Raw genomic sequence first — 26,157 nt, forward strand, 5'->3', positions numbered from 1 at the left:
CTCGATCGCGACGGCGAACGGCGCGACCATCGAGGTCATGAACGTGTTGTGGGTATTCGCGCATCCCGAGCCCCGCTCGCTGGGCGGGGCCCTCCGTGACGACGGGCTCCGGACGCTCCGGGAGCTCGGACACGACGTCCGGGAATCGGACCTGTACGCGATGAAGTGGAACCCGGTGGTCGACGCCGGCGACTTCGGCGCGGAAGCCGGGGACGAGCGGCTGGTCGTCGGGGCGACGTCGGCCCGCGCGTACGCCGGCGGCGAGCTGAGCCCGGACATCGTGGCCGAGCACGAGAAGCTGGCGTGGGCGGACGCGGTCGTCGTCCAGTTCCCGCTGTGGTGGTACGGCATGCCGGCGATCCTCAAAGGCTGGTTCGACCGCGTGTTCGTGAAGGGGTTCGGCTACGGCCGCACCCTCCGCTACGGCGACGGCGTGCTCGCGGGCAAACGCGCGATGGTGGTCCTGAGCGCGGGCGCCCGCAAGCCGGCCCTCGGGCCACGCGGGATCAACGGCCCGCTGAACGACATCCTGTTCCCCCTGCACCACGGAACGCTGTTCTACGCCGGAATGTCGGTCCTGCCACCGGTCGCGATCTACGGCGCCGACCGGGTCTCACCGAAGCAGTTCGCCGAGTCGCGAGACCTGCTGCGCACGCGGCTGCACACGCTGGACACCGCGAAGCCGATCCCGTTCCGCACCCAGAACGGCGGCGACTACGACGACGACCTCGTTCTCCACCCCGCCCATGCACCGGGCGCCACCGGCCTCGCCATCCACCTCGGCTAACGGTCCGTGAAGGCCACCTTGAGGGACTCTATGTCCCTCAAGGTGGCCTTCACGGATTCGAGCGAGCTGCAGCCAAGCGGGCTCGGCGCACCCGGCGAAGCCCGGCGAAGCCCCGCGAAGTCTGGCGGAGCGGCTACGCGGGCAACGTCAGGCGCTGCCCAAGACCACCGTCCACCGGGAGGTCGGCGCCCGTGGTGAAGGTCGCGTCGAAGGCCAGGAACAGGACCGCCGTCGCTACCTCCTCCGGGGCTGCGTGGCGCTTCAGCGGGGTCACCTCGTCGCCGGTTGCCTTGAAGGCCGCCAGAACCGAGGAAGGCACGCCCGTCACGCCCATTGTCGGGGTGTCCGTGTAGCCCGGGCTGACCACGTTCACCCGGATTCCGCGCGGGGCCAGTTCGGCCGCGTACGTCCGGGCGAACGAGCGGACCGCCGCCTTCGCCGCGGAATACGGGCCCATGCCCGCGATTCCCGCTTCGGCCGCGACCGATGTCGTGAACACGAACGAACCTCCGGGGCGCACCAAACCCGCCAAGCGCTGGGCCGTGAAGTACGCGCCCTTCGTGTTGACGTCGAACGTGCGGTCGTAGACCTCCGGTGTCGCCACCTCATACGGTGTGAGCGTTGCGAAACCGACGTTGACGAACACCAGGTCCAGCTCGCCGAGCGTCTCAGCGGCGGCTGCGCCCAGTGCATCTATGTCGGACAGGCTGGCCGCGTCTGACGACAGCAGGTGTGCTTTGCCGGGCAGTTTTCCTTGCAGCGGCGTGACGTCGCGGCCGGTCAGCAGGACTTCCGCGCCACCTTCGAGTAGAGCGCGGACCACTGCCAGGCCCATGCCGTGCGTGCCGCCCGTGACGACGACTTTCTTTCCCACGTACTTCACCGGATCTCCTCGATGACGCTGGCGATCGCGTGCGCGCCGTGGCCCGCCGCTGCCGCTCGGCCGAACAACTCCGCCAGCGGCGCCGGGACCGCCGTGCTGATCCCCCGCTCGCGGCTCGTCTCGACCAGCAATTTCAGGCCCGCCGCGTTGATGTCGAGGGCCGAGACGTCCGTCGTGTACTCGCCGCTCGCCACCTGCGCGCCGATGCCCGGCAGGAACCCGCCGACCGCCGAAAGCCACGACAACGCCATCGGCGTGAACCGTTCCGGCGCCACGCCCTCGGTGCCGACCAGGGCCAGCGCGTGCAGGTAACCGCTCATCGTCGACCACATGATGCCGAGCAACGCCAGGTCGTACAGCGCCGCGAGCCCGGCGTCCTCGCCGAGGAACACCGGCTCTCCCAGCACTTCCAGCACGTCGCGCTGCGCGGCGAACGCCGTGGGCGAGCCGCCGTAGAGGATCCGGGCCCCTGGTGTGCCGATGCCCTGCGGGACGGCCATGATCACGCCGTCCACGTAGTCGATTCCCCTTGAGGACGCCCACTTCGCGACGCCGCGGGCCTGCTCCGGCGTGCCGGACGTGAGGTTCACCAGCACGGACGGCGTCAGCTCGTCCAGTACCGGTTGTTGAGTGTCGTATGTGGACAGACAGCTGAGCACGACATCTGCTTCAGCCGCCTCCGCGGGCATAGCCGCGAGACGCGCGCCGCGGTCGAGCAGCGGGCCGGCCTTGAGCGGCGACCGGTTCCACACCACGACGTCGTGGCCCGCCCCCAGGAGCGCCCCGGCGAGGGCGGCACCCATCCGCCCCAGGCCGAGTACGCCCACCTTCTTGTTGTTTCCCATGGGCGTCATGCTGCTGAACCGCTTTACACTGGACAAGTACCTACTAAATCGTCAGGTACCCACCAAAACGTAAGGATCCTGCATGCTGACCCGAACCTACCGATGCGGGCTGGACGCCGCGATCGACGTCGTCGGCGGCCGCTGGAAGGCGCTGATCCTGTGGGCGCTGCACGCCGAGCCACTGCGGTTCGGCGAACTGCGGCGCAAGGTGACGGGGATCAGCGAGAAGATGCTGATCCAGGCGCTGCGGGAGCTGGAGGCGGACGAAGTCGTGCACCGCGAGGTGTTCCACGAGGTCCCGCCGAAGGTCGAGTACTCGCTGACCGACCTGGGTCAGCGGCTGAACACCGCGCTGCTGCCGCTGGGCGACTGGGGCGAGGCGAACATGGCCGGCATCGCGCAACGCCGGGGCGTCACGCCGGCACCTTCGCATACTCCTTGAGCGTGATCGCGTTGCCGGCCTTGAGCGGCAGCTGCTCGATCACCTTGCGCCACGGCAGGTGTGGCAGCAGCCGCAGGTTGAGGTTGCGCATGCGGATCCACGCGCGGGTCTGCGGCACGAACCACTTCCCGTTGCCCTCCCCCAGTTTCTGGCACACGGCGACGAACTCGCGCATCTCGTCGTGGTAGGTGGTGAACGCCGTCGTGTGGTCGCCGCCGGCCGCCGCGAGCTCGCCCGCCAGCACGTACGCGCCGACGATCGCCAGGCTCGTCCCCATGCCGGAGAGCGGCGCGGCGCAGTACGCGGCGTCGCCGACCAGCGCGACACGGCCGTTCGAGTACGTGTCCATCTTGATCTGGCTGGCCGAGTCGAAGTAGAAGTCCGGCGCCTCGTGCATCCGCCGGAGCAGCGCCGGCGTCTCCCAGCCCGTGTCCGCGAAGGCCTCCTCGACGATCCCGCGCTGCTGTTCGACGTCGCGGTGGTCGTACGCGAGCGGCTCGGAACCGAACCAGAACAAGGCTTTCGCTTCCGCGTTGTCGCGGGCGCTGTAGACGCCGATCGTGCGGTTCGGCTCGTTGTAGAACCGGCCGACGTGGTCGAGGCCGAGGTGGTTCGGCACGGTGAAGATCGAGACGTAGTAACCGAGGTCGCGGCGGTACCAGGACTCGTCGCCGAAGACCAGGGAGCGCACGTTCGAGTGCAGCCCGTCGGCCCCCACGACCAGGTCGAACTCGCGCGGCTCGCCGCGTTCGAAGGTGACCGTGACGCCCGCGCCGTGCTCGGTGACGCCGGTGATCGAGTCGCCGAAGACGTACTCGACGTCGTCCTTCGTGGCGTCGTACAGGATGCGCGAGAGGTCGCCGCGCAGGATCTCGAGCTCGCCGCTCTGGAACGTCGGCGGCGTGACCACCAGCGTCCGGTCGTCGGCGTCCACATAGGACACCTCACCCATGTTGGTCGCCGCGGCCTCGACCTGGCCGAGCAGGCCCATCCGGTCGAGGACGCGCAGGGACGCGCCGCGGAAGTCGACCGCGTAGCCGCCCTCCCGCAGTGAAGGCGCGCGCTCGATCACGGTCGGCGTGAAGCCGTGGCGGCGAAGCCAGAAGGCCAGGGCGGGGCCGGCGACGCTGGCGCCGGAGATGAGGACTCGTCTGTTCTGCATGCCGAGAACGGTAACCCCGATTTGGGCGATCGCGCAAGACGTTCGCCTCAATCGATCGCCTAAGACGTTCGTGCTAATCTCGGGACATGGGCAACAAGGAAGCACTGCTGGCGGGCGCGAAGCGCTGTCTCAACGAAAAGGGCTACGCCCGCACGAGCGTGCGGGACCTGGCCTCGGCGGCGAACGTCAGCATGGCCGCGATCGGCTACCACTTCGGCTCGCGGGAGGCGCTGCTCAACACCGCGCTGATCGAGGCGAACGAGGAGTGGGGCGAGACCCTGGCGAAGACGCTGCAGGTCGAGACGCCGCCGGACGCGACGCCGGCCGAGCGCTTCGCGCTGATCTGGCAGCGGGTGATCGAGTCGATCCCCGAGCACCAGCGGATGTGGGCGATGACGTTCGAGGCCTACACCCAGCCGGACCTCGACCCGGCCGTCCGCGAGCAGCTGGCGAAGGCGCTGGAGCTGGCCCGTTTCGGGCTGGCGAACCTCTTCCAGGGCCTCGACGACGGCAGCGCCGAGGCCCGGGCCGTCGGCACCGTGCACCAGGCCCTGCTTTCGGGCGTGGTGCTGCAGTGGCTCGCCGACCCGGACCACGCGCCGTCGGGCACCGACCTGATCCACGGCCTGCGCCTGCTCGCGAAGGACGTCCTGGCTTAGGCGCGCACCAGGTCCGCGCCGGTGAAGAACGTCGACGCGGCCGCCATGGCCGGGGCGTCGAGCAGGACGTCACCCGGGCGGCTGCCGTTGCCCAGCAGGACGCCACCCCAGTTCATGCTCAGGTACTCCGCGCACAGCTCCAACGTGCCGATCAGCGGCTGGGCTTCGCGCGCCGTCTCGCTCAGAACGCTCACGCCCCACAGCGTCTTGCCCGCCATCCGCGGCTTGAACTCCACCGGCAGGCGCATCCAGCCGGACCAGTAGTCCAGGTACAGCTTCACGCTCGCCGCGACCGAGTACCAGTACACCGGCGACGCGATCACGATGTCCGTCGCGGCGAAGGTCGCGTCCATCAGCAGCTGCTCGTTCTCCCCCGGCGCGGGGTGCTCGCCGGCGCCGTGACGGCGGTCTTCGAACGGCGCCAGCGGCACCTCGGGCAGCCGGATCCAGCGCTGGTCCACGTCCTGCGGCAGCTCCTTCGCGGCCCGCCGGGCCAGCATCTCCGTGTTACCCCCGGCCCGCGCGGCGCCGACCAGGAACAGGAAGCTGCGGTCGCTCATGGTCAATCCCCTCCAGTTACTTGCATGTACATATAAAGACTGCTCCTGCAGGTATCCTGAAGTCAAGAGGAGGTCGCGAGATGACCGTCGACGAACAGGCCTGGGGCCGCGTGCTCGTGCTGCACGCCCGCATCGAGCAGGAGCTGGGCAAGGCGCTGCACCGCCGCCACGGGCTCGGCCTGTCGGAGTACCGCGCGCTCGGCAAGCTGGCCGCGCACCCGAAGGGCGAGCTGCGGATGCAGGAGCTCGCCGAGGCGATCGGGCTCAACCAGAGCTCGGTCAGCCGGATGTGCGCGCGCCTCGAAGACGCCGGGTTGACCGTCCGCGACCTGTGCGAAGACGACCGCCGCGGCGTCTACTCGGTGATCACCGACGCCGGCCGCGAGCGCTACACCGAGACCGAGCCCACCTACCGCGACGTCCTGAGCACCGCGCTCGACAAGGCCGCGAGCGACCCGGAGCTGGCCCCCGCCGTCGCCGTCGTCCGTGGCCCTTGACCCTCATATTCCACGGTGGTTATATACCGGCACAGGCAACCACCAGGAGGACGCCGTGTCCGGACGCGCGAAGCTGCAGACCGCCGACGAACGCCCCGTGCTCAGGCACGAACGCCGCCTGAAGCACGCGCCGGAGAAGGTCTGGCACGCCATCACCGACCCGGCCGAGCTCGCGCACTGGTTCCCGGCCGCGGTCGAGGTCGACCTGCGCGACGGGGGCGAGATCCGCTTCACCTTCCCCGGCGCGGACGACTCCACCACCGGCCGGGTGCTCACCGTCGACCCGCCGCGCGAGTTCACCTTCGTCTGGAACGACGACACGCTGCGCTGGCTGATCTCCCCGGACGGCGACGGCAGCCTGCTGGAGTTCACGCACACCTTCGGCCGCGGCGACCCGGCGATCGCGAAGCTCGCCGCGGGCCGCACCGCGACCGGCTGGGACGTCTGCCTCGACACCCTCGACGCCCGCCTCTCCGGCGAGACGCACGAGCCGCCGGAGAACTGGCACGCCGGGATGGCGTCCTACGTCGAGGAATTCGGCCTCGACGACGGTGAGGTCCTCGAAGACGGCACCGTCCGCTTCCGCCGCGACCTCGTCTGGAAGCCCGTCGACGAGGTCCGCGCGCTGCTGCCCGACGAGCCCGGCTGGCACGTGCTCCAAGACCCGCTCGAAGGCACGCGCGTCGAGTTTACCGAGGCCCCCGAAGACGACGTCGCCGCGCAGCTGACCCGCCGGCACGAGCAACTCGACAAGTTGTTCGCGGCCACCCACGGCGTCGACCTGCCGGACTGGACGGCCGACCGCGTCGAAGCCGTGCGCAAGCACTACGCGCAGCGTCCGACCCAGGTCTGACGCGCGGTGCGGTCGGCCGCATTACGTTCGGGGCATGCGAATCCGCGTGGTGCTCGACGTGCTGGCGGCCGTCGTGCTGGGTTTCGGAGCGGGCGGGAACCTGGCCGCCGGCGCGTGGGCGCTGCCGTCGTGGCTGCCCGGCTGGCTCGGCTGGACGATCCTCCTGGCCAGTGTGCTGCCGATCGTGCTCCGGCGGTGGTGGCCGCTGGGCAGCTACGTGCTCAGCCTGGTGCTCGCCGCGGCCGCCGTCCCGATCGGCGGGCCGGTGTTCGGCGTCGCCGTGGTGGGCGCGGGGTGCGCGCTCTACGTCGTCGTGATCCGGCAGGACAGCCGGATCGTGCGGCTCGGGTTCGCGGCGGGCCTGGTCGAGCTGGGGGTGCTGGCCTTCGCGGTGCCGAACCCGAACGCGTCCACGACGGTGAACTTCAGCGCGACCGCGCTGATCGTCGGGTACGCGCTCGGCCTCACCGTGCGCGCCCGGCGCGAACACGCCGCGAGCGAGCGGGAAAGCCATGCGCAGCAAGCGGTTTCGGCGGAACGGCTGCGGATCGCCCGCGAGATGCACGACGTCGTCGCGCACAGCATGAGCCTGATCGCGGTGAAGGCGGCCGTCGGCAACCACGTCGCCCTCGACCAGCCCGACGAAGCCCGGGAAGCCTTGCGGGTCATCGAAGAGACCAGCCGCGAGAGCCTCGCCGAGCTGCGGCGGATGCTGGGCGTACTGCGGGACGGCACCGGCGTCCCGGCTTTGACGCCCGCCCCGACGCTCGCCGACCTGCGTGCGCTCGCCGAGCGCGCGCAGCAGGCGGGCCCGGCCGTCGACCTGGTCGTCGAGGGCCTCGACGAGCTGCCGAACGGCGTCGGGCAGTCGGTGTACCGGATCGTGCAGGAGGCACTGACCAACGTGGTCAAGCACGCGGGCGCGGCGACGTGCCGGATCCACGTCACCGGCGAGGGCGGCGAGGTCCGCATCGAGGTGCTGGACGACGGCCGCGGCGGCACCGCGGAACCGGGCCATGGCCTGATCGGCATGCGCGAGCGCGTGGCCGTCTACGGCGGCGAGTTCAGCGCGGGACCGGCGCCGGACGGCTTCCGCGTCTTCGCCCGCCTGCCCTACGAAACGGCGGTGGCGTGATGACGCGCGTCCTCATCGCCGACGACCAGGCGTTGCTGCGCGGCAGTTTCCGCGTCCTGGTGGACAGCGCGCCCGGGCTCACGGTCGTCGGCGAGGCGTCCGACGGCGTCGAGGCGGTCGCCCTGACGCGGCGCGAGCAGCCGGACGTCGTGCTGATGGACGTCCGGATGCCCGAGATGGACGGCATCGAGGCGACCCGCCGCATCTGCGCCGAAACCGGCGTGCGCGTGCTGATGCTGACGACGTTCGACCTCGACGAGTACGTCTACGCGGCCCTGCGCGCGGGCGCGAGCGGGTTCCTGCTCAAGGACACCCGCCCGGCGGACCTGCTGGCGGCGATCGAGGTGATCGCGCACGGCGACGCGCTGCTGGCGCCGTCGGTGACCCGGCGGCTGGTGTCGGAGTTCGCGCGCCTGCCGCCGGGCCCGGTGACGCGGCTGGACGGCGTGACCGCCCGCGAGCAGGAGGTCCTGACGCTGATCGCGCGCGGGCTGTCGAACGACGAGATCGCCGAGCGGCTGCACCTGGGCATCGCGACGGTGAAGACCCACATCGGCCGTCTGCTGCACAAACTCGCGGCGCGGGACCGGGCCCAGCTGGTGATCGCGGCCTACGAGTCAGGTCTCGTCCGCGCCGGTTGACGGCTACGGTGGGTTCGAGGGAGGTACACCTTGAGTCGCAGCATCCTGATTTCCGGCGCCAGTATCGCCGGTCCCACCCTGGCTTCGTGGCTGTCCCGGGCGGGCTGGGAGGTGACCGTCGTCGAGCGGTTCGACCACGTGCGTGAACAGGGCCAGAACATCGACGTCCGCGGGGTCGGGCGCCAGGTCATCCGCCGGATGGGCCTGGAGGACGCCGTCCGCGCCGCGCACACCGGGGAGACCGGCACGGAGTTCGTCGACGAGCACGGACGCGCTGTCGCCACCTTCGCGGGCGGGACCGACGACACCTCCGGTGGCACGGCCGAGCTGGAGATCCTGCGCGGCCAGTTCGCCAAGATCCTTTACGAGCACTCGAAAGACGGTGCCGAGTACGTCTTCGGCGACCAGATCACCGCCCTGCACGACGACGGCTCGGGCGTGGACGTCGAGTTCCAGCGGGGTTCGCGCCGCCGGTTCGACGCGGTCGTCCTCGCCGAAGGCCTGCGCTCGCGCAGCCGCGCGCTGATCATGCCCGACGCGCGGATCCACGAACTGGGCCTCTACAACGCTTTCCTCGCGATCCCGCGCACCGGCGACGACACCGACCGGTGGCGTGTCCTGCCCTGCGGGCGCGGGCGGATGCTCTCGCTGCGCCCGGACAACCTCGGCACCACGCAGGCGTCGCTGAGCTTCATCTCCGACGTCCGCGGCCTGGACCGGCTCGGCCACGACGACGTCGCCGCGGTGCTGCGGGCGACGTTCGCCGACGTCGGCTGGGTGGCCCCGCGGGTGCTCGCCGAGCTGGACAACGGCTCCCTGTACTTCGAGGACATCGGGCAGGCGAAGCTCGGCACGTGGAGCCGCGGCCGGATCGCGCTGCTCGGCGACGCCGCGCACTGCGCGTCACCGGTCAGCGGTATGGGCACCACCCTGGCGCTGGCCGGCGCCTACGTCCTGGCCGGCGAACTGGCCGGCCACGACGATCCGCGTGACGCCTTCGCCCGCTACGAGCAGGTGCTGCGCCCACTGGTCACGAAGGCGCAGCAGCTCCCGCCGGGGGCACCGCGGATCGCCCACCCCCGCAGCCGGCTGCAGCTCGCCGCCTTCCGGACCGCGGTGCGCGTGGCCGCGTCGCCGCTGCTCGGCCGCGTCTCGGGCCTGGCGGGCAAGTACATGACGCCGCCGGCCGAGGCGATCACGCTGCCGGAGTACCCGATCCCGGCGGCCGCTGCGTAGCTCAGCCCACCGCCCGGGTGAACGGCGCGAACCGCATCGCAGCGTCGCCAGGGAGCGCGCGGCCGCCCAGGACCAGCCGGGGCGCGGGCGCGGCCGGGACCAGGCCGCGCTCGCGCACCCACGCCGTCAACGCGGGGAAGCGGAAGTCCGGGTCCACCCGCACCTCGCCGGACGCCGTCCGCGCGACCCCGCGGATCAGCGCCTTGGCCTGGTCCCCGGTCGTCGCGACGACCGGGCCGATCACCGTCACGTGGCCGATGTCGACGCCGAACGCGAACCCGCCGTCGACCACGAACGGCGTCCCCAGCCGTTCCAGGAGCCGCCGCCGGTCCACGCCCTGCGCGCGCAGGTCCAGCGCGAAGACGTCGGACAACGAGCCCGGCGAGGCACCCGGGCCGCCGTCGTCGGCGAAGGTGCCGGCGTGGCCCTGGCACCCGCCGTCGACCTCGAAGCCCATCGACTCGTACAGCGGCCTGCCGAACTTCGACGCGTGCAGGTACACGACCTGGTCACCCGCCGCGTTGACGGCGTGCCGGGTGATCGCCCGGCCCAGGCCGCGCCGCTCGAACCGGGGCGCGACCAGCACCATCGAGATCGACGCCACCCGATCGAACGACACCAGGACGGCGGTCGCGGCCAGGCCGTCGCCGTCCGGAGCGTCCACTCCGAACACGTGCCCGATCTCGTGCAGCAGCCGCCACTTGGGCGGCTCGCTCGGCCAGGAGCGGGATTCGCCCAGGTCGGAGCAGGCGGGCAGGTCGGCGGGGCCCAGGAGCCGGATCGGCGGGAAGGTCATGGACGTTGCCTACGCCACACGCGAAGTGACCGGCAAGTAGCTAAGCTCCCGTGGCATGAGCAGTGCGACGGAGCCGCTCGGGACGCCGCCCGAGGATGAACCGGACATCCACACCACGGCCGGCAAGCTGGCCGACCTGTACCGCCGGTACGACGAGGCGGTGCACGCGGGCTCGGCCCGCGCGGTGGAGAAGCAGCACGCGAAGGGCAAGAAAACCGCGCGCGAGCGCATCGAGCTGCTGCTGGACGAGAACTCGTTCGTGGAGCTCGACGAGCTGGCCCGGCACCGCTCGACCAACTTCGGCCAGGAGAAGAACCGGCCGTACGGCGACGGCGTCGTCACCGGCTACGGGACCGTCGACGGCCGTCCGGTGTGCGTGTTCAGCCAGGACGTGACGATCTTCGGCGGCAGCCTCGGCGAGGTGTACGGCGAGAAGATCGTCAAGGTGATGGACCTGGCGATCAAGACCGGCCGCCCGATCGTCGGCATCAACGAGGGCGGTGGCGCGCGCATCCAGGAGGGTGTCGTCTCGCTCGGCCTCTACGGCGAGATCTTCCGCCGCAACGTGCAGGCCTCCGGCGTGATCCCGCAGATCTCGCTGATCATGGGCGCGAACGCGGGCGGGCACGTCTACTCCCCCGCGCTGACCGACTTCGTCGTGATGGTCGACGAGACGTCGCAGATGTTCATCACCGGCCCGGACGTCGTCAAGACGGTCACCGGCGAGGACGTCACCTTCGAGGAGCTCGGCGGCGGCCGCACCCACAACACGAAGTCCGGTGTCGCGCACTACCTCGGCAACGACGACGAAGACGCCATCGCCTACGTCAAGGAACTGCTCTCCTACCTGCCGCAGAACAACCTCTCCGACGCCCCGGTGTTCGAGCCGTCGGACGCTCCGGCCGGGTTCTTCGACGACGTCACCGACGCCGACCGCGAACTCGACACGATCATCCCGGACTCGCCGAACACGCCGTACGACATGCACGAGGTGATCAACCGCGTCGTCGACGACGGCGAGTTCCTCGAGGTCCACGAGCTGTTCGCGCCGAACATCATCGTCGGCTTCGGCCGCGTCGACGGCCAGAGCGTCGGCGTCGTGGCGAACCAGCCGACGCAGTTCGCCGGCTGCCTCGACATCGACGCGTCGGAGAAGGCCGCGCGGTTCGTCCGCACCTGCGACGCGTTCAACATCCCGGTGCTCACCTTCGTCGACGTCCCAGGGTTCCTCCCGGGCACCGAGCAGGAGTGGAACGGCATCATCCGCCGCGGCGCGAAGCTGATCTACGCCTACGCGGAGGCCACGGTCCCGCTGGTCACGATCATCACGCGCAAGGCGTTCGGCGGCGCGTACGACGTCATGGGCTCCAAGCACCTCGGCGCCGACATCAACCTCGCCTGGCCGACCGCGCAGGTCGCGGTGATGGGCGCCCAGGGCGCGGCGAACATCGTGCACCGCAAGACGCTGGCCAACGCGGCGAACGAGGGTCGCGATGTGGATCAGTTGCGAGCGGAGCTGATCGAGCAGTACGAGGACACGCTGCTCAACCCGTATGCGGCGGCCGAGCGTGGTTACGTCGACTCGGTGATCGTGCCGGCGCACACCCGCGGGCACGTCGCGCGGGCGTTGTCGCTGCTGCGCAACAAACGCGAGTCGCTGCCGCCCAAGAAGCACGGGAACATCCCGCTGTGAGCGAGGAAAGCAAGCCCCTGCTGCGGGTGGTTCGCGGAAACCCGAGCGACGCCGAGGTGGCGGCGCTGACGGCGGTCGTCGCCGCGGCGTCGGCCGCTCCGGCCGCGGAGAAGCCGAAGCCACGTACGTCGTGGTGGGGCGACCACGCAGCTTCCCTGCGCAGGCCGCTCCACCCCGGCGACGGTGCTTGGCGCGCGTCGGGTCTGCCTAGCTGACGTTCAACGCCGTGTCGTCGACGACGAACGACGTCTGCAGCTGAGAGCCTTCGACGCCGCTGAAGGCGAGCGTCACGGACTGACCCGCGAAGGCGGACAGCGAGAAGCTGCGCTGCTGGTACCCGCCGGCCGCGTTGAGGTTGCTGTACGTCGCCAGCGTCGTGCTGCCCGCCTTGACGGTCAGCTTGTCGTAGGCCGTTGTGCCCGTTTCCGCGGTACTGATGTTGAGCCAGAACGAAAACGTGTACGACGAGCAGCCGGCCGGCAGCGTGACGGTCTGGCTGAGGGTGTCGGTGTGAGCGGTGCCGTAGCCGTCGAGCCAGGCGCTCCAGGATCCGCTGCGGGCGGGCGCGTCGGTGCTGTGCTGGCCGATCACGCTCGACGACGCCGTCCAGCCGGTGTTGCCCGATTCGAAGCCCGGGTTGGCCAGCAGCTGCCCGGCGGTGCAGCCGGTCGGCGGCGGGGTGGTCGTCCCGCTGCCCGCGAGCCAGGCCGTCGCGTTGAGGCCGAGGGCCGCGTTGTCGGCGGTGGAGTCGGACCAGCCGTTGTAGAGCGTGTTGCCGGACTGGCCGGTGCCGTCGTCGATGGTCGAGCTGTCACCCCAGATCGCGACGCGGCCCGAGCCGAAGGTGCTCGTCACGAAGAAGGCGTTGGTGTTGCCCGGTGACGACGTGCTCAGGTACGCCAGGCCCTTGACGCTGGGGTTGTCGGCGGGCTTGAGGGTGAACGTGGTGCCGTTGGCGATCAGGCTCTTCTTGACCGCGCCGAACGAGCCGTTGAGCACGGGGTTCGAGGAGTCGGTGATGGCCACCGGGTGGTCGCTGGCGACGTTCTTCAGGTCGACCGAAAAGCCGAACGGGTCGGTGTTGTCGACGCCGTTGTTCGTCAGCAGGTCGTTGATGATCTTCGGCGAGTCCCAGCCGTCGTTGTTGCGGTCGCTGCCGGTGTGGTCCGAGATCAGGAACAGGCCACCGCCGTTCTGCACGAACTTCATGATCGCCGTCTTTCGGCGGCACTCAGCACGACGTTCGGCTCCGGCAGCACGAATTCGTCGAAGTTCTTGAGGTCCAGCGCGTTCGACGTGCCGTAGGTGATGGTGTTGCCGGAGGGCAGCGTCTTGAGGCTGTACTGCCCGGTCTTCTGCAGCGCGACACCCCACGCCGAAAGCGCGCCGGTCCAGTCGGTTTCCTTCTGTGGCGCGGAGTTCTGCCCGGTCGGATCGGGCTGCGAGGTGCCGACGATCCAGTCGGCGTTCCCGGCGGTCTCGGCTTTGGTGTTGTCGAAGAGGATCCGGTGGGTGACGGCGGCCTGCGCGGGCACGGCGGTGAGCAGACCGGCGGCGAGCGTGGCGACAGCGAGCGGAATGAGGCGCTTCATGGTGCTCCTCGGTGACGGGGACCTGGGGCGACATCACTGTGACGAGCGAAGAAGTGGTCCTCCCGGCGGCAGACGGGACCAGCCGGTGAACTTCCGGCAACGTACCCCCGCCACCGCCCGACGAAAGTCGGGATCAGAGCGCGTCGAGGAAGACCGTCGGGACCTCGTTGTCCTCGACCACGCGCCCCAGCAACGTTGCCAGCCGGTCGCGGTCCGCCGGCGGCAGGCCGCTCGCGAGTCCTTCGATCCGGCGGCACGTCGCTCCGTAGAAGTCCTCCGCCAGTTCGCGTCCTTCGCCGGTCAGGACCACCTGCACCGCGCGGCGGTCGTCCGGGACGGGCTCGCGACGCACGAGCCCGCGCCGGACCGCGCGGTCGACCAGGCCGGTGAGGCTGGACTTCTCGAGGCCGAGCGTCGCGCCGAGCTCGCCCATGCCGTACGGCTGCGCCATCAGCACGCACAGCAGCTGCCCCTGCTGCACGGTGAGCCCGTACTCGCGGGCCGACTCGGTGTAGACGGCGTTCACGAGGAACGACGACCGCACCAGACCGGCCACCACACCGAGAGCCTCCATAAGGCCACCCTACTTCGCGACGGCCTCGCGCACGGCGGGCGCGATCTCTTCGGCCCAGCGCGCGACTTCGCCGTCGGCGGGCGGGCGGCCGCCGGGGCCGAAGAGCACGAACCCGTGCGCGTCGTGGTCCAGCACCGCGCCGGTCAGCTCCTCGATCCACTGCTCCGGCGAGCCGCCGATCCAGCGTCCGTCGTCGTCGCGGGTCCGCGGCAGCGGCTCGGCCGTGATGCGGCCGGGGAAGTTGTAGACGTCAACGACGTCCCGCGGATCACGCCCGGCTTCGGCCGCCGCCTCGTCGATCACCGGCCTCGACGTCCGGTAGCGCTCGCTGAGCCAGTCCGCGGCGCGGCCGGGCATCCAGCCGTCGGCGATGCGTCCGGTGACGGCGAGCGACTTGGGCCCGACCGAGCCGGTCCACACCGGCGGGATCGGCTCCTCGGCCGGGTGCAGCGCGGTGACCTGGTAGAACTCGCCGTCGAAGGTCACCGGCTCCCCGCCACCGCCGAGCCGTTTGACGAGCCGGATCCCCTCTTCGAACGCGCGCACGGCCGCGCCGGGCGTGAGCTGGGTGAAGCCGAGCCGCGCGATGTCGTCCCACAGCCCGCCGACGCCCATCCCGAGCACGATCCGGCCCCCGCTCAGCGAGGACAGCGAAGTGACGGTGCGCGCGAGCATCGGCGCGGGCCGCGTCGGCAGGTTGGTGACGCTGACCAGCCCGGAGATTCGTTCGGTCCGCCCGAGAACAACCCCGATCTCGGCGTAGGCGTCGAGGCGGTCGGCGTAGTAGGGGTGGTCGGACACGCTGAACAGGTCGAGCCCACCCCGATCGGCGGCGACGGCCTGGCGGAGCGTGTGCGCCGCATCGGATACCGCCGTCGAACCGCCGATGCCGAAGAGCACCATGATTCCTCCCAGTTGTTAGTTCGTTCTACGAACTGACTATACCTAGTTCTTACCACGAACTACAGACCACGGCTGGCGCCCGCCGTAAAACCGGTCGCGCCCGCCGCGGCGGGCCGGTAACTTGGGTGTCGCCCGGTGCGAGGGAGAAGGTTACTTCTGGTATCCCTTGGGTTCGAATCCCGAACCGGCGGTGTCACAGCCGCCGGTCGACACCTTCTCCAGCCGAGACCTCGGGCACCCAACTTCAGACGCACTCCCGGTGCGAGGCCCGCGGTTACTTCGCTCAACCCGAAAACCCGCGAGCCACAACAGATCTCGGGAGCCACCACTTCACCGATGCCCGGTGCGCAGGCGAGGGTTACTTCCTTCTAGTGGGCAGGTTGGGGGTTCGAATCCCTCCCGGACCTTTCACGGTCCGGTAGCTCAATGGCAGAGCAGCAACGTACCTTCACCGACTTCGATCTCGGGCATCGCTGTGGTTGTGGCTCCCATCACCAAGGGGGAGAAATGACCAAGTTCAACACCGCACGCGCGCCCGCCGCGACCTCGCCGGTCCGTGGTGGGGCCACGCCGTCCGGCGTCACCCACCAGGGCGGCGCCGGGTACGCGCGTGACACGCGCTCCGAGCTCTTCCTGCTCGCCGTCACCAACATGGTCGGCGAGCACACCTTCTACGAGTCCGCGGACACGCGCGACACCCGCTACACCGACCTGGTGCAGCGGGCGACGCTCGAGGATCCACAGTGGACGGCTCGGTTCCTGCGCTGGCTGCGCACCGAGGCGAACCTGCGCACCGCGGCGCTCGTCGGCGCGGCCGAGTTCGCCAAGGCGCGCCGCGACGCGGGCCTCGACGGGCTGGGCCGCCAGGTCGTCGACAGCGTGCTGCAGCGGGCCGACGAGCCCGGCGAGCTGCTCGCGTACTGGACTTCCGTGCACGGCAAGAACGTGCCGAAGCCGGTCAAGCGCGGCATCGCCGACGCCGCCACGCGGCTGTTCGACGAGCGCGCCTTCGTCAAGTGGGACTCCGCCACGCGGGCGTTCCGCTTCGCCGACGTCCTCGAGCTGACCCACCCGGGCAAGCGCGACGACGTCCAGGGCGCGCTGTTCCGGCACGTCCTCGACGAGCGGCACGACCGCGGCAACGCCGTCCCCGAGAGCCTCGCCGTGCTGCGCGCGCGGGCCGTACTGCTGTCGTGGGACGCCGATCGCCGCCGGACGCTGTTCGACCGGCCGGACGCGGCGGACGTGCTGCGCGGCGCGGGCATGACCTGGGAGTCGGTCGCCGGCTGGCTGCAGGGTCCGCTCGACGCGCGGGTCTGGGAGGCGCTGATCCCGTCGATGGGCTACATGGCCCTGCTGCGGAACCTGCGCAACTTCGACGAGGCCGGCGTCTCGGACGACGTCGCGCTGCGGGTCGCGCAGCGGCTGGCCGCGCCGGCGCAGGTCGCGAAGTCGCGGCAGCTGCCGATGCGGTTCCTCTCGGCCTACCGGGCGGCGCCGTCGCTGCGCTGGGCGTGGGCGCTGGAGCAGGCGATTTCGCACGCGCTGGCGAACGTGCCGGAGCTGCGGGGCCGCACGCTGGTCCTCGTCGACACGTCGGCGTCGATGAACGCGGGCTTCAGCCGCGACGGCAGCCTGATGCGCTGGGACGCCGCCGCGGTGTTCGGGCTGGCGCTCGCGCGGCGGTGCGCGGACGCCGACGTCGTGTCGTTCTCGAGCCGCTACGGGCTGCGGCCGGGCACGAAGGTGTTCAAGCTGCGCCAGGGCGGTTCGCTGCTGTCCGACGTCGAGAGCTGGAAGTCCGGTGGGTACTTCATCGGCAGCGGCACCGACACCGAGGCCGCGGTGAAGAAGTACTTCGCGGGGCACGACCGCGTCGTCATCCTCACCGACGAGCAGGCCTCCTACGGTGACGTCGGGCGGGCGCTGCCCGCGCGGGTGCCGCTGTACACGTGGAACCTGGCGGGGTACCGGCTCGGCCACGCGCCGTCCGGGACCGCGCACCGGCACACGTTCGGCGGTCTGACCGACCAGGGTTTCCGGATGATCCCGCTGCTGGAAGCGGGCCGGAACGCCGACTGGCCGTTCTGAGAGAAGCCGTGGAGACCCCCATGACGGGATCATGGGGGTCTTCGCGCTGTGTACGCACGGTCACAGAATTCGCCGTGGACCGGCGATTGGTCTGCGCCGTATAGTCCACGTGGAATAACCGACCCGGAGTCACTCGGAGGGACCAACGATCATGGCTTCGGCCAAGCTGACCCCACTCGGCCTCGCCGTGCTGGAGCTGCTCCACGAGAAGGCCATGCACCCCTACGAGATGGCCCAGCTCATGCGCGAGCGGTACGTGAGCACCCGCGTCAACGTGAAGGCGGGCTCGCTCTACCACACCGTGGAACGCCTGCAGCGCGACAACTACATCGAGGTCGTCGACACGCAGCGCGACGGCAGGCGGCCCGAACGGACCGTCTACGGCATGACGCAGACCGGGCTGGACGTGTTCAACCAGCGCGGCCGCGAACTGCTCGGCGACGTCGCCCAGGAGTTCCCGGCCTACCTGTCCGGGCTGGCCGTGATCGACGAGCTGGGGCGCGAGACGTCACTCGTCGAGATCGAGAACCGGCTCATGCGGCTGCGCGCCGCCGTCGCCGCCGACCATGCGGTGCTGCAGCGCCTCGCCGAGGACAAGACGCCGGAGATCTACTGGCTGGACTGGCGCTACAGCTGCGACCACCGCAAGTTCGAGCTCGAGTGGACCGAGCGGCTCCACGAAGACCTGCGCTCCGGGCGGATCCCGTTCCAGGAGTGCGACCCACCGCACCTCACGCTCATCACCAGGGAAGACGACGATGAACGCAAGACAAGCTAACCCGTGGGCGGCGCTCAGCGCGCTGTGCCTCGGCTTCTTCATGATCCTGCTCGACACGACCATCGTGTCGATCGCGATCCCGACCATGCTGCGCGAGCTGAACGCCGGACTGAACTCGGTCGTCTGGGTGATCAGCGTCTACCTGCTCACCTACGCCGTGCCGATGCTGTTCACCAGCCGCCTCGGCGACCGCTTCGGCCCGAAGCGCGTGTTCCTCGCCGGGCTGGTCGTGTTCACCGGCGCGTCCCTGTGGTGCGGCCTCTCCGGCAACGTCGAGATGCTCATCGCCGCGCGTGCCGTGCAGGGCCTCGGCGCCGCGCTGATGACCCCGCAGACGCTGGCGTTCATCACGCACCTGTTCCCGCCGGCCAAGCGCGGCCCGGCGATGGGCATGTGGGGCGGTGTCGCCGGCCTGGCGACGATCGCGGGCCCGCTGCTCGGCGGCGTGCTGGTGGACCACCTCGGCTGGGAGTGGATCTTCTTCGTCAACGTGCCGATCGGCGTGATCGCCATCGTCCTGACGCTGCTGCTCGTGCCGGACTGGCAGCCGAAGCACTCGCACGCGTTCGACGTGATCGGGATCGTGCTGTCGAGCCTGGCCCTGCTGGCCATCGTGTTCGGCGTCCAGAACGGCCAGCAGTACGACTGGGGCACGGTCTGGGGCGGCATCACCGTGTTCGAGATCATCGGCGCCGGCGTGCTGCTGCTGGTGGCTTTCGTGGTGTGGCAACGGTTCAACAAGCGTGAGCCCCTCTTGCCGCTGCAGGTGTTCTCGAACCGGAACTTCTCGGCCGGGACGCTGACCGCGACGACGGTCGGGTTCGCGATGACCGGCATGTTCCTGCCGCTGGTCATCTACATCCAGTCGGTGCTCGAGCTGACCCCGACCATGGCCGGCCTGCTGACCGCGCCGATGTCGCTGCTGTCCGGGATCGTGGCGCCGTTCATCGGGCGCGCGTCGGACAAGGTCAACGGCAAGTACCTGGTGATGTTCGGCCTCGCCGCGCTCGCGGCCGGGCTGGGGGTCATCGCGCTGCAGGCGTCACCGGACAGCAGCCCGTGGAGCTTCATCCCGGCGCTTCTCCTGTGCGGCCTGGGCATCGGCTGCGTCTTCTCGCCGATGAGCAACATGACGATGGGCTCGGTCGAGCCGCGGCTGGCCGGCACGGCGTCGGGCATCTTCAACACCTCCCGCCAGGTCGGCGGCGTGCTCGGCAGCGCCGCGATCGGCGTCCTCCTGCAGGCGCGGGTGACGGCGTCGATCACGGACGAAGCCACGAAGGCGGCTGCGCAGCTGCCGGAGCAGTACCGGGCGCCGTTCGCCGAGGGCATCGCGAAGGCCGCGGCGAGCACGGGTGAATTCGGTTCCGCGGGCGGGCCGTCGCCGATGCCGGGCCTGCCGGCCGACGTCGCCGCCCAGGCCGGGCGGCTGGCCACCGAGGCCGTCCACAGTGGACTCACGGACGCAGCGCGTGTGACGATGCTGCTGCCGATGGTCGTCCTGCTGCTGGGCGTGATCTCGGCGGCGATGCTGCGGAAGGTCAAGCCGCGCTGGGAATCCCCGGCGCCGGCAGCTCCCGAGGCCGCCGCGGCCTGAGACCGTGCAGGCCCCCGTTCCGGAGGTCGGGTTCCGGAGCGGGGGCCTGCACGTACCGCGGGAGCGGTGGTCTTCAGCTCGTCGCGGGAGGCGGGGCCACCGGCGCGGTACCGGGCGACGGGCGGGACGCGGCCCGGGCCTTCGGTGTCCGGCGTTTCGCCCACCACGTCGACCACGACGTCGCGGTCGAGTCCGTCACGCGCACGGTCATGAGAGCCACCTCCGCGCCATATGTTGCGAGCCACAACAAAATAACTCTTCCCGGCATGTGGTGCCGGTCACAATTCGGTCACGACGAGCCTCCCGGTACGTTCCCGGGGTGCACTTCGTCCTCGCCTCCCAGTCCCCCGCCCGGCTCGCCCTCCTGCGCGCCGCCGGCCTCGAACCGAGCGTGTTCGTCTCCGGCGTCGACGAGGACGCCGTCGCCGCTTCGCTGGCCGATCCGTCCCCCGCCGAGCTGGTCATGGCGCTCGCCGCGGCCAAGGCCGAAGCGGTCCTCGACCAGGTCGCCGCGGCCCACCCGGACGCCGTCGTCGTCGCCTGCGACTCGATGCTGCACATCCACGGCGACATGGTCGGGAAACCGGGCGATCCGGACACCGCGCGGCAGCGCTGGGCCGCGATGGCGGGGACAACCGGTGAACTCTTCACCGGGCACACGGTCGTCCGGCTCGACGGCGGCGCACGCGCCAAGGAGACGTCCGGCTCGATGTCGACGACCGTCCGGTTCGGCACGCCGAGCCCCGCGGAGATCGACGCCTACGTCGGCACCGGCGAGCCGCTGCGGGTGGCCGGCGGGTTCACGATCGACGGCCTGGGCGGCTGGTTCATCGAGGGGCTCGACGGCGACCACACCAGCGTCATCGGCCTCAGCCTGCCGCTGACGCGCCGCCTGCTGGCCGAGGTCGGCGTGAGTGTCGTGGATCTCTGGCGGCCTCCCGCATCCTGAGAAGAACGCCACACGATGGGGTGATTTGGAAGAGTTCGGTCCGGCCAGACGTCGTCTTCACCTGGCAAGACCGAAACTTTCGAGCACCGGAGTCGCCCCGTGTCTTTCGTACGGACATACACCAAACCGCGGGTGTTCGCGGCCGCGGTTCTCGGCTCGCTCGTCGTCGGCGCCGCCCTCGGCGTCGTCGCACGGCAGACCGAGGCCGGCTGGCTGACCGATCTCCTCGACCAGATCGGGAGCATCTTCACCACGCTGCTGCAGATCGCGGTGATCCCGCTGGTCTTCACGGCGATCGTGGTCGGCATCAACAGCCTGCGCGGGCTCGGCGGCGGCCGCACGGCCGCGCGCCTGGGCGGCAAGACGGTGCTGTGGTTCGCGATCACGTCGTTCGTCGCGTCGCTGATCGGCATCGCGGTCGGCCGGCTCTTCGACCCCGGCTCCGGCGGGCTCGGCGGCGTCGAGGCGACGGCCAAGAACGCCGACAAGGCGGCGAAGAGCGTCAGCAGCTGGGGCTCGTGGGACGCGTTCGTCAAGGGCCTGCTGCCGGAGAACTTCTTCACCGCCTTCGCCGACGGCGAGACGCTGCAGGTGCTGTTCCTGGCGCTGGTCATCGGCGCCGCCGCCTACAGCCTGGGTGACCGCGCGAAGCCGTTCGTGGACTTCACGACGAGCGTCTTCGAGATCATCCAGCGCTACCTCGGCTGGATCGTCCGGCTCGCCCCGCTCGGCATCATCGGCCTGATCGGCGCGGCGGTGTCCAACTACGGCGACGCGCTGTTCCGCCCGCTGCTCTCGACGACGCTCGCGGTGTACGTCGGCTGCCTGCTCGTGCTGTTCGTCGTCTACCCGATCCTGCTGCAGTTCGTGGCGAAGGTCAGCCCGCTGAAGTTCTTCGCGAAGGCGGGCACGGCGATCCAGTTCGCGTTCGCTTCGCAGTCTTCGGCCGCGACGCTGCCGCTGACCCGCCAGTCCGCGGTGAACCTCGGCGTCCAGCCGGCGTACGCGGCCTTCGCGACGCCGCTGGGCAGCGCCACGAAGATGGACGGCTGCGCGGCGGTCTTCCCGGCGATCGCGGCGATCTTCGTCGCGAACCTGGCCGGGGTTTCGCTCAACTTCTGGCAGTACGCGGGCATCGTCGTGGTCGCGGTGGTCGGCGCGCTGGCGACGGCCGGCACCACCGGCTGGCTGACGGCGTTCACGCTGACGACATCGTTCATCGGCCTCGACGCCAAGCAGGTGGCCCTCGGCCTGGCGCTGATCTACTCGGTCAACCCGATCATGGACATGATGCGCACGGCCACGAACGTCGCCGGCCAGATCACGGTCCCGCTGATCGTGGCGCGCAGCGAAGGCCTCCTCGACGACGACGTCCTCAACGCCCCGACGGACAACCCGGAACACAGCGACGACGGCTCCGAGGCCCGTCACCCCGAACCCGCCAACGCCTGATCGTCAGGGGCAGGCGCGCAGGTCGGCGCGGGTCAGGCGGACGTCCGGCCAGCCGCGCAGGTCCGACGGCGCCGTCACCCGGCGGGTGCAGCCCAGCGAGTTGCCGGCCAGGTCGTAGGCCTCGCCCAGCACCGGCGACGCCTGGCACTTGGCCGTGCCCGACGCCGCGCCTGGGCAGTCGTGGCGGACCACGATGACGTCCGGGCGGCCGTCGGCCGTGACGTCGTAGAGCGAGAGCGTCCCGGCGTCCGCGAAGTACGGCTTGCCCGGGTCACGCCAGACTCCCCCGCCGTTGACCAGCAGTTCGCCGTACGCGCCGGTGCCCTCGTCGCCGAGGTCACCGCGGATCAGGCACGTCGGCGACGTGCCGTCGATGCAGGTCAGCGAGTTCGCGTCGAGGCGGGCGCCCAGCTGCACGATCGACAGGTCGAACACCGTGCCCGGCTCCGGGCCGACGCGCACCTGCCCCGCGCCGCCCGACGCGTCGGTCAGCAGCACCACCGGCGTCCCGCCGACGGTCATCGCCGCGAGCTGGCGGCACGGACCGCCGCCGCAGGTCACGGCCGGGACCGCCGACGCGGCGCCGGGCTCGGTGACCGTGTCCACCGGCACGTCGGGGCGCGGGCGCAGCAGGAACACCGCGCCGATCGCGCCGAGCGTGACCACCGCGGCCAGCACGGCGGTGAGCAGCGCCGACCGAGGCGTCCGCACTGCCGAAGTCCGCATAAGACAGAGCGTAAGCCGCTTCGCGAACGTGCGTGGGCAGCGCCCCGGCAGGTGTGTCCGGTTCAACCGGACGGGGTCGCGGGTAGCGCAGAGTGCTCGTTTATGTTGTCCGGGTGACGAACCCCAGCCTGCCCCCCGCTCTGTACCTCCCGACCGGCCCCGCCAGCCGCGAAGCGCAAGGCGCGTCGATCGAGCTGCGCCGCACGCCGGACGGCCGGACCGCGCTGGTCGCCTTCACCGCGCTCGACCGGTTGATCGACTGCTGCGGCGAGCACCAGCCGTGGGTGCTGGTCAGCACCGAGCACCTGCCGAAGGTGCACGCCGCGAACCCGTACGACGTGATCGTGCTCGACTCGCCGCTGCCGGCCGAGCTGCGGCACGGAGGGACGCTCGTCTGAGCGTGGTTCAGCTCTCACTCAAGGGACTCCCGACGTCATATCCGTAGACTCCCCCGTACCGCGTGAGCGGTCAGCAATGCAGCTGTCGGGACGCAGGAGGTGCGGGGTGGCCGAGCAGGTCGGCGAATCCACCGGTGGTCCGGTGACCAAGATCCTGGTCGCCAACCGGGGCGAGATCGCGGTACGCGTGATCAGAGCCGCCAAGGACGCTGGCCTGGCCAGCGTGGCGGTGTACGCCGACCCGGATCGCGACGCACCGCACGTGCGCCTGGCCGACGAGGCCTTCGCGCTGGGCGGCACCACGGCGGCCGAGAGCTACCTCGACTCCGACAAGCTGCTCGACGCGGCGAAGCGCGCCGGCGCCGACTCCGTGCACCCGGGTTACGGCTTCCTCTCGGAGAACGCCGAGTTCGCCCAGGCCGTCATCGACGCCGGGCTGACCTGGATCGGGCCGAGCCCGCAGGCCATCCGCGACCTCGGTGACAAGGTCACCGCGCGGCACATCGCGACGCGCGCGGGCGCGCCGCTGGTGCCGGGCACCAAGGAGCCGGTCAAGGACGCGAGCGAGATCGTCGCGTTCGCCGACGAGCACGGCCTGCCGGTGGCCATCAAGGCCGCGTTCGGCGGCGGTGGCCGTGGGCTGAAGGTCGCGCGCACCCGCGAAGAGATCCCGGAGCTGTTCGAGTCGGCCACGCGCGAGGCCGTCGCGGCGTTCGGCCGCGGCGAGTGCTTCGTCGAGCGCTACCTGGACAAGCCGCGGCACGTCGAGGCGCAGGTGCTGGCCGACCAGCACGGCACCGCGATCGTCGTCGGCACCCGCGACTGCTCGCTGCAGCGGCGGCACCAGAAGCTCGTCGAGGAGGCGCCCGCGCCGTTCCTGTCCGACGACCAGCGCGCCCGGATCCACGAGTCGGCGAAGGCGATCTGCAAAGAAGCCGGCTACTACGGCGCCGGCACGGTCGAGTACCTCGTCGCCACCGACGGCACGATCTCGTTCCTCGAGGTCAACACCCGCCTGCAGGTCGAGCACCCGGTCTCCGAGGAGACCACCGGCCTCGACCTCGTCCGCGAGATGTTCCGCATCGCGCGCGGCGAGAAGCTGCGGATCACCGAGGACCCCGAACCCCGCGGTCACTCGATCGAGTTCCGCATCAACGGCGAGGACGCCGGTCGCGGCTTCCTGCCCGCGCCGGGCACGGTGACGAAGTTCGTCGCGCCGAGCGGCCCCGGCGTCCGCGTCGACTCCGGCGTCGAGGACGGCAGCGTCATCGGCGGCCAGTTCGACTCGATGCTGGCGAAGCTGATCGTCACCGGCTCGGACCGGAACAACGCCCTCGAACGCAGCCGTCGCGCGCTGGCCGAGATGGTCGTCGAGGGCATGGCCACGGTCCTGCCGTTCGACCGCGTGATCGTCGACGACCCGGCGTTCATCGGCGACGAAAACGGCTTCAGCGTGCACACGCGCTGGATCGAGACCGAGTTCGACAACCAGATCGAGCCGTTCGTCGCGCCGGACCTCGAGACCGCCGAAGAGCAGCCCCGGCAGAACGTCGTCGTCGAGGTCGGCGGGCGCCGCCTCGAGGTGTCGCTGCCCGGCGGGTTCGCGCTCGAAGGCGGCGGCGGGGGCGGCACCGCCGTCAAGGCCAAGCCGCGCAAGCGCGCCGGCGGCGGCAAGGCGGCGGTCAGCGGTGACGCCGTCACCGCGCCGATGCAGGGCACCATCGTCAAGGTGGCCGTCGAAGAGGGCCAGAGCGTCGAGGCCGGCGAGCTGATCGTCGTGCTCGAAGCGATGAAGATGGAGAACCCGGTCACCGCGCACAAAGCGGGCACCGTCACCGGCCTTTCGGTCGAGGTGGGCGCCGCCGTGACGCAGGGCACGCAGCTTCTCGAGATCAAGTAGGACAGTTCGTTACAGATGTCGTGGTGGGCCGCCCCCGAGGCGGCCTACCATCGGCAAGGTGACCGAAGTCCCGTCTCCGCAGCTGCGGATCAGCGACCAGACCCGTGAGTCCGCGTTGACCGCGCTCGGTGAGCACATGACCGCGGGGCGGATCGACATCGACGAATACGGCGAGCGCTCGGCCCGCATCACGGCGGCCAAGACTCGCGGCGAGCTCGGCGAGATCTTCGGTGATCTGCCCTCGCCCCACCCCAGCTACGACGACACGCCCCAGGCGGCCGTCGCCGCGACGGCGGCGGAGAAGCAGCCCGCGCAGCAGCGTCCCGCGACGCCGGACGGCTGGACGGGCCCGCAGCGGTTCATCGCCGCGATCCTCCCGGTGCTCTGGATCGCGGCGATCGCCCTGATCGCCACCGGGGTGGTGAGCGGGGTGTTCATCCTCGTCCCGATCGGGGCGAGCGTGTTCGCCAGGGGCATGTGGGGCCACGGCGGCGGCCACCACGACCACTACGACCGCCGCGATCGGCACCTGCGCGACCGGGAGCGCCGTCGTGAGCTGCGCGACTCCTACCGCGACCGCCGGCGCGAACTGGGCCGCTGACGCCGCCGTGAGCGACCTACGCCTGAGCGACGCCGAGCGTCAGGACGCCCTCGACGTCCTCGAGGAGCACGTCCGCAGCGGACGTCTCGACATCGACGAGTACGGCACCCGGTCCGCGAAGGTCACTGCGGCCAAGCGGGTCAGCGACCTCGTGCCGCTGTTCGACGACCTGCCCTCGCCCCGGCCGAGCGCGCTGGTCAACGGCGCGGCCGTGCCCGGGGTGCCGGTGGTGACCGGGGAAAGCCAGATGCAGCGCTTCCTGAACGCGAGCGCGGTGCCGATCGCCATCGTCGTCGCGATCGCGGTGCTCGTGCTCAGCCGCGGGCGGCTGCTCATCATCTCCGTTGCGCTGCCGCTGGTGATCGCGATGCTCGCGGGGCTCCGCCGTCGGCGCTGAGCCTGCGACA

Annotated in this window: 30 protein-coding genes; 19 read left to right on the top strand and 11 right to left on the bottom strand. The window is 70.7% G+C overall.

Annotated elements, in window-relative coordinates; all coding sequences use genetic code 11:
- Positions 1–37 precede the first annotated feature (37 nt).
- Positions 38–787 (top strand): NAD(P)H-dependent oxidoreductase, encoded by a 750-nt coding sequence (locus VA596_RS40600; RefSeq protein WP_323334711.1) that lies wholly within the window; start codon positions 38–40, stop codon positions 785–787.
- A gap of 133 nt (positions 788–920) precedes the next feature.
- Here VA596_RS40600 and VA596_RS40605 read toward each other — a convergent pair whose 3' ends face one another.
- Complete coding sequence (locus tag VA596_RS40605) at positions 921–1,670, bottom strand: SDR family oxidoreductase (RefSeq protein ID WP_323334713.1); 750 nt, start codon at positions 1,668–1,670, stop codon at positions 921–923.
- Positions 1,667–2,515, bottom strand: coding sequence for an NAD(P)-dependent oxidoreductase (locus tag VA596_RS40610; protein WP_323334715.1), 849 nt, complete (start codon positions 2,513–2,515; stop codon positions 1,667–1,669). The genes VA596_RS40605 and VA596_RS40610 overlap by 4 nt, the downstream gene beginning before the upstream one ends.
- Before the next feature lie 82 nt (positions 2,516–2,597).
- Here VA596_RS40610 and VA596_RS40615 point away from each other — a divergent pair, with 82 nt between their 5' ends.
- Positions 2,598–2,957, top strand: coding sequence for a winged helix-turn-helix transcriptional regulator (locus VA596_RS40615; protein ID WP_323334717.1), 360 nt, complete (start codon positions 2,598–2,600; stop codon positions 2,955–2,957).
- On the opposite strand, the gene VA596_RS40620 is transcribed toward VA596_RS40615, so the two are convergent.
- Entirely contained in the window at positions 2,929–4,119 is a 1,191-nt protein-coding gene (locus VA596_RS40620) for an FAD-dependent monooxygenase (RefSeq protein ID WP_323334719.1), read from the bottom strand. The two genes, VA596_RS40615 and VA596_RS40620, sit on opposite strands and share 29 nt — an antisense overlap.
- A gap of 86 nt (positions 4,120–4,205) precedes the next feature.
- Between VA596_RS40620 and VA596_RS40625 the strand changes: the two genes are divergently transcribed.
- On the top strand, positions 4,206–4,778 hold the full coding sequence (locus tag VA596_RS40625; protein ID WP_323334720.1) for a TetR/AcrR family transcriptional regulator: 573 nt from the start codon (positions 4,206–4,208) through the stop codon (positions 4,776–4,778).
- Here the strand turns inward: VA596_RS40625 and VA596_RS40630 are convergent.
- A complete protein-coding gene (locus VA596_RS40630) occupies positions 4,775–5,338 on the bottom strand; it encodes a flavodoxin family protein (protein ID WP_323334722.1) in 564 nt (187 codons plus the stop codon). The genes VA596_RS40625 and VA596_RS40630 overlap by 4 nt on opposite strands.
- An 80-nt stretch (positions 5,339–5,418) precedes the next feature.
- Between VA596_RS40630 and VA596_RS40635 the strand changes: the two genes are divergently transcribed.
- From VA596_RS40635 to VA596_RS40655, 5 genes are read left to right on the top strand one after another with little or no spacing between them, the layout of a single operon-like run.
- Entirely contained in the window at positions 5,419–5,835 is a 417-nt protein-coding gene (locus VA596_RS40635) for a MarR family winged helix-turn-helix transcriptional regulator (protein ID WP_323334724.1), read from the top strand.
- 55 nt (positions 5,836–5,890) lie between these two features.
- A complete protein-coding gene (locus VA596_RS40640; RefSeq protein ID WP_323334726.1) occupies positions 5,891–6,688 on the top strand; it encodes an SRPBCC family protein in 798 nt (265 codons plus the stop codon).
- 34 nt (positions 6,689–6,722) lie between these two features.
- Positions 6,723–7,823, top strand: coding sequence for a sensor histidine kinase (locus VA596_RS40645; RefSeq protein ID WP_323334728.1), 1,101 nt, complete (start codon positions 6,723–6,725; stop codon positions 7,821–7,823).
- Positions 7,823–8,464 (top strand): response regulator transcription factor, encoded by a 642-nt coding sequence (locus VA596_RS40650; RefSeq protein WP_323334730.1) that lies wholly within the window; start codon positions 7,823–7,825, stop codon positions 8,462–8,464. Before VA596_RS40645 ends, VA596_RS40650 begins: the two co-directional genes overlap by 1 nt.
- 30 nt (positions 8,465–8,494) lie before the next feature.
- Positions 8,495–9,700 carry an FAD-dependent monooxygenase gene (locus VA596_RS40655; protein WP_323334732.1) on the top strand — a complete coding sequence of 402 codons (1,206 nt, stop codon included), beginning with the start codon at positions 8,495–8,497 and terminating at the stop codon, positions 9,698–9,700.
- 1 nt (position 9,701) lies between these two features.
- On the opposite strand, the gene VA596_RS40660 is transcribed toward VA596_RS40655, so the two are convergent.
- On the bottom strand, positions 9,702–10,496 hold the full coding sequence (locus tag VA596_RS40660; RefSeq protein WP_323334734.1) for a GNAT family N-acetyltransferase: 795 nt from the start codon (positions 10,494–10,496) through the stop codon (positions 9,702–9,704).
- A 55-nt stretch (positions 10,497–10,551) separates the two neighbouring features.
- Between VA596_RS40660 and VA596_RS40665 the strand changes: the two genes are divergently transcribed.
- Together VA596_RS40665 and VA596_RS40670 are read left to right on the top strand one after the other, a co-directional pair.
- Positions 10,552–12,189, top strand: coding sequence for an acyl-CoA carboxylase subunit beta (locus tag VA596_RS40665; protein ID WP_323334736.1), 1,638 nt, complete (start codon positions 10,552–10,554; stop codon positions 12,187–12,189).
- The gene (locus tag VA596_RS40670) at positions 12,186–12,404 is read left to right on the top strand and encodes an acyl-CoA carboxylase subunit epsilon (protein WP_323334738.1); all 219 of its coding nucleotides are present in this window, start codon (positions 12,186–12,188) and stop codon (positions 12,402–12,404) included. The genes VA596_RS40665 and VA596_RS40670 overlap by 4 nt, the downstream gene beginning before the upstream one ends.
- Here the strand turns inward: VA596_RS40670 and VA596_RS40675 are convergent.
- The 4 genes from VA596_RS40675 to VA596_RS40690 form a co-directional block, all read right to left on the bottom strand.
- On the bottom strand, positions 12,397–13,398 hold the full coding sequence (locus VA596_RS40675) for a hypothetical protein (RefSeq protein ID WP_323334739.1): 1,002 nt from the start codon (positions 13,396–13,398) through the stop codon (positions 12,397–12,399). The genes VA596_RS40670 and VA596_RS40675 overlap by 8 nt on opposite strands.
- Positions 13,395–13,781 (bottom strand): hypothetical protein, encoded by a 387-nt coding sequence (locus VA596_RS40680; protein WP_323334741.1) that lies wholly within the window; start codon positions 13,779–13,781, stop codon positions 13,395–13,397. The genes VA596_RS40675 and VA596_RS40680 overlap by 4 nt, the downstream gene beginning before the upstream one ends.
- A 133-nt stretch (positions 13,782–13,914) precedes the next feature.
- Complete coding sequence (locus tag VA596_RS40685; RefSeq protein ID WP_323334742.1) at positions 13,915–14,355, bottom strand: MarR family winged helix-turn-helix transcriptional regulator; 441 nt, start codon at positions 14,353–14,355, stop codon at positions 13,915–13,917.
- Between the two features lie 9 nt (positions 14,356–14,364).
- Positions 14,365–15,258, bottom strand: coding sequence for an LLM class flavin-dependent oxidoreductase (locus VA596_RS40690; protein WP_323334744.1), 894 nt, complete (start codon positions 15,256–15,258; stop codon positions 14,365–14,367).
- A 507-nt stretch (positions 15,259–15,765) separates the two neighbouring features.
- Between VA596_RS40690 and VA596_RS40695 the strand changes: the two genes are divergently transcribed.
- The 3 genes from VA596_RS40695 to VA596_RS40705 all read left to right on the top strand — a co-directional run bounded on the left by VA596_RS40695 (position 15,766) and on the right by VA596_RS40705 (position 19,724).
- Positions 15,766–17,349, top strand: a complete 1,584-nt coding sequence (locus tag VA596_RS40695) for a TROVE domain-containing protein (protein WP_323334746.1) — start codon at positions 15,766–15,768, stop codon at positions 17,347–17,349.
- A gap of 151 nt (positions 17,350–17,500) precedes the next feature.
- On the top strand, positions 17,501–18,127 hold the full coding sequence (locus VA596_RS40700; protein ID WP_323334748.1) for a PadR family transcriptional regulator: 627 nt from the start codon (positions 17,501–17,503) through the stop codon (positions 18,125–18,127).
- Positions 18,108–19,724 carry a DHA2 family efflux MFS transporter permease subunit gene (locus tag VA596_RS40705; protein ID WP_323334750.1) on the top strand — a complete coding sequence of 539 codons (1,617 nt, stop codon included), beginning with the start codon at positions 18,108–18,110 and terminating at the stop codon, positions 19,722–19,724. Before VA596_RS40700 ends, VA596_RS40705 begins: the two co-directional genes overlap by 20 nt.
- A 73-nt stretch (positions 19,725–19,797) precedes the next feature.
- Here VA596_RS40705 and VA596_RS40710 read toward each other — a convergent pair whose 3' ends face one another.
- Positions 19,798–19,935: a hypothetical protein gene (locus VA596_RS40710; protein ID WP_323334751.1), complete on the bottom strand. Its 138-nt coding sequence runs from the start codon at positions 19,933–19,935 to the stop codon at positions 19,798–19,800.
- Between the two features lie 108 nt (positions 19,936–20,043).
- Here VA596_RS40710 and VA596_RS40715 point away from each other — a divergent pair, with 108 nt between their 5' ends.
- Both VA596_RS40715 and VA596_RS40720 read left to right on the top strand, forming a co-directional pair.
- Positions 20,044–20,673 (top strand): Maf family protein, encoded by a 630-nt coding sequence (locus tag VA596_RS40715; protein WP_323334753.1) that lies wholly within the window; start codon positions 20,044–20,046, stop codon positions 20,671–20,673.
- A gap of 99 nt (positions 20,674–20,772) precedes the next feature.
- Positions 20,773–22,125, top strand: coding sequence for a dicarboxylate/amino acid:cation symporter (locus VA596_RS40720; protein WP_323334755.1), 1,353 nt, complete (start codon positions 20,773–20,775; stop codon positions 22,123–22,125).
- 3 nt (positions 22,126–22,128) lie between these two features.
- Here the strand turns inward: VA596_RS40720 and VA596_RS40725 are convergent, their stop codons facing one another.
- Positions 22,129–22,851 carry a hypothetical protein gene (locus tag VA596_RS40725; protein WP_323334757.1) on the bottom strand — a complete coding sequence of 241 codons (723 nt, stop codon included), beginning with the start codon at positions 22,849–22,851 and terminating at the stop codon, positions 22,129–22,131.
- Between the two features lie 92 nt (positions 22,852–22,943).
- Here VA596_RS40725 and VA596_RS40730 point away from each other — a divergent pair, with 92 nt between their 5' ends.
- From VA596_RS40730 to VA596_RS40745, 4 genes are all read left to right on the top strand, one after another.
- Positions 22,944–23,249 carry an SAV_915 family protein gene (locus VA596_RS40730; protein ID WP_323334759.1) on the top strand — a complete coding sequence of 102 codons (306 nt, stop codon included), beginning with the start codon at positions 22,944–22,946 and terminating at the stop codon, positions 23,247–23,249.
- A gap of 106 nt (positions 23,250–23,355) precedes the next feature.
- Positions 23,356–25,149 (top strand): acetyl/propionyl/methylcrotonyl-CoA carboxylase subunit alpha, encoded by a 1,794-nt coding sequence (locus tag VA596_RS40735; RefSeq protein ID WP_323334761.1) that lies wholly within the window; start codon positions 23,356–23,358, stop codon positions 25,147–25,149.
- 58 nt (positions 25,150–25,207) lie between these two features.
- Positions 25,208–25,750, top strand: a complete 543-nt coding sequence (locus tag VA596_RS40740; RefSeq protein WP_323334763.1) for a DUF1707 SHOCT-like domain-containing protein — start codon at positions 25,208–25,210, stop codon at positions 25,748–25,750.
- Between the two features lie 7 nt (positions 25,751–25,757).
- Complete coding sequence (locus VA596_RS40745; RefSeq protein ID WP_323334765.1) at positions 25,758–26,147, top strand: DUF1707 SHOCT-like domain-containing protein; 390 nt, start codon at positions 25,758–25,760, stop codon at positions 26,145–26,147.
- Positions 26,148–26,157 lie beyond the last annotated feature (10 nt).

The organism is Amycolatopsis heterodermiae, from assembly GCF_034929455.1.
In the GTDB taxonomy this organism is placed as follows: Bacteria; Actinomycetota; Actinomycetes; order Mycobacteriales; family Pseudonocardiaceae; genus Amycolatopsis; species Amycolatopsis heterodermiae.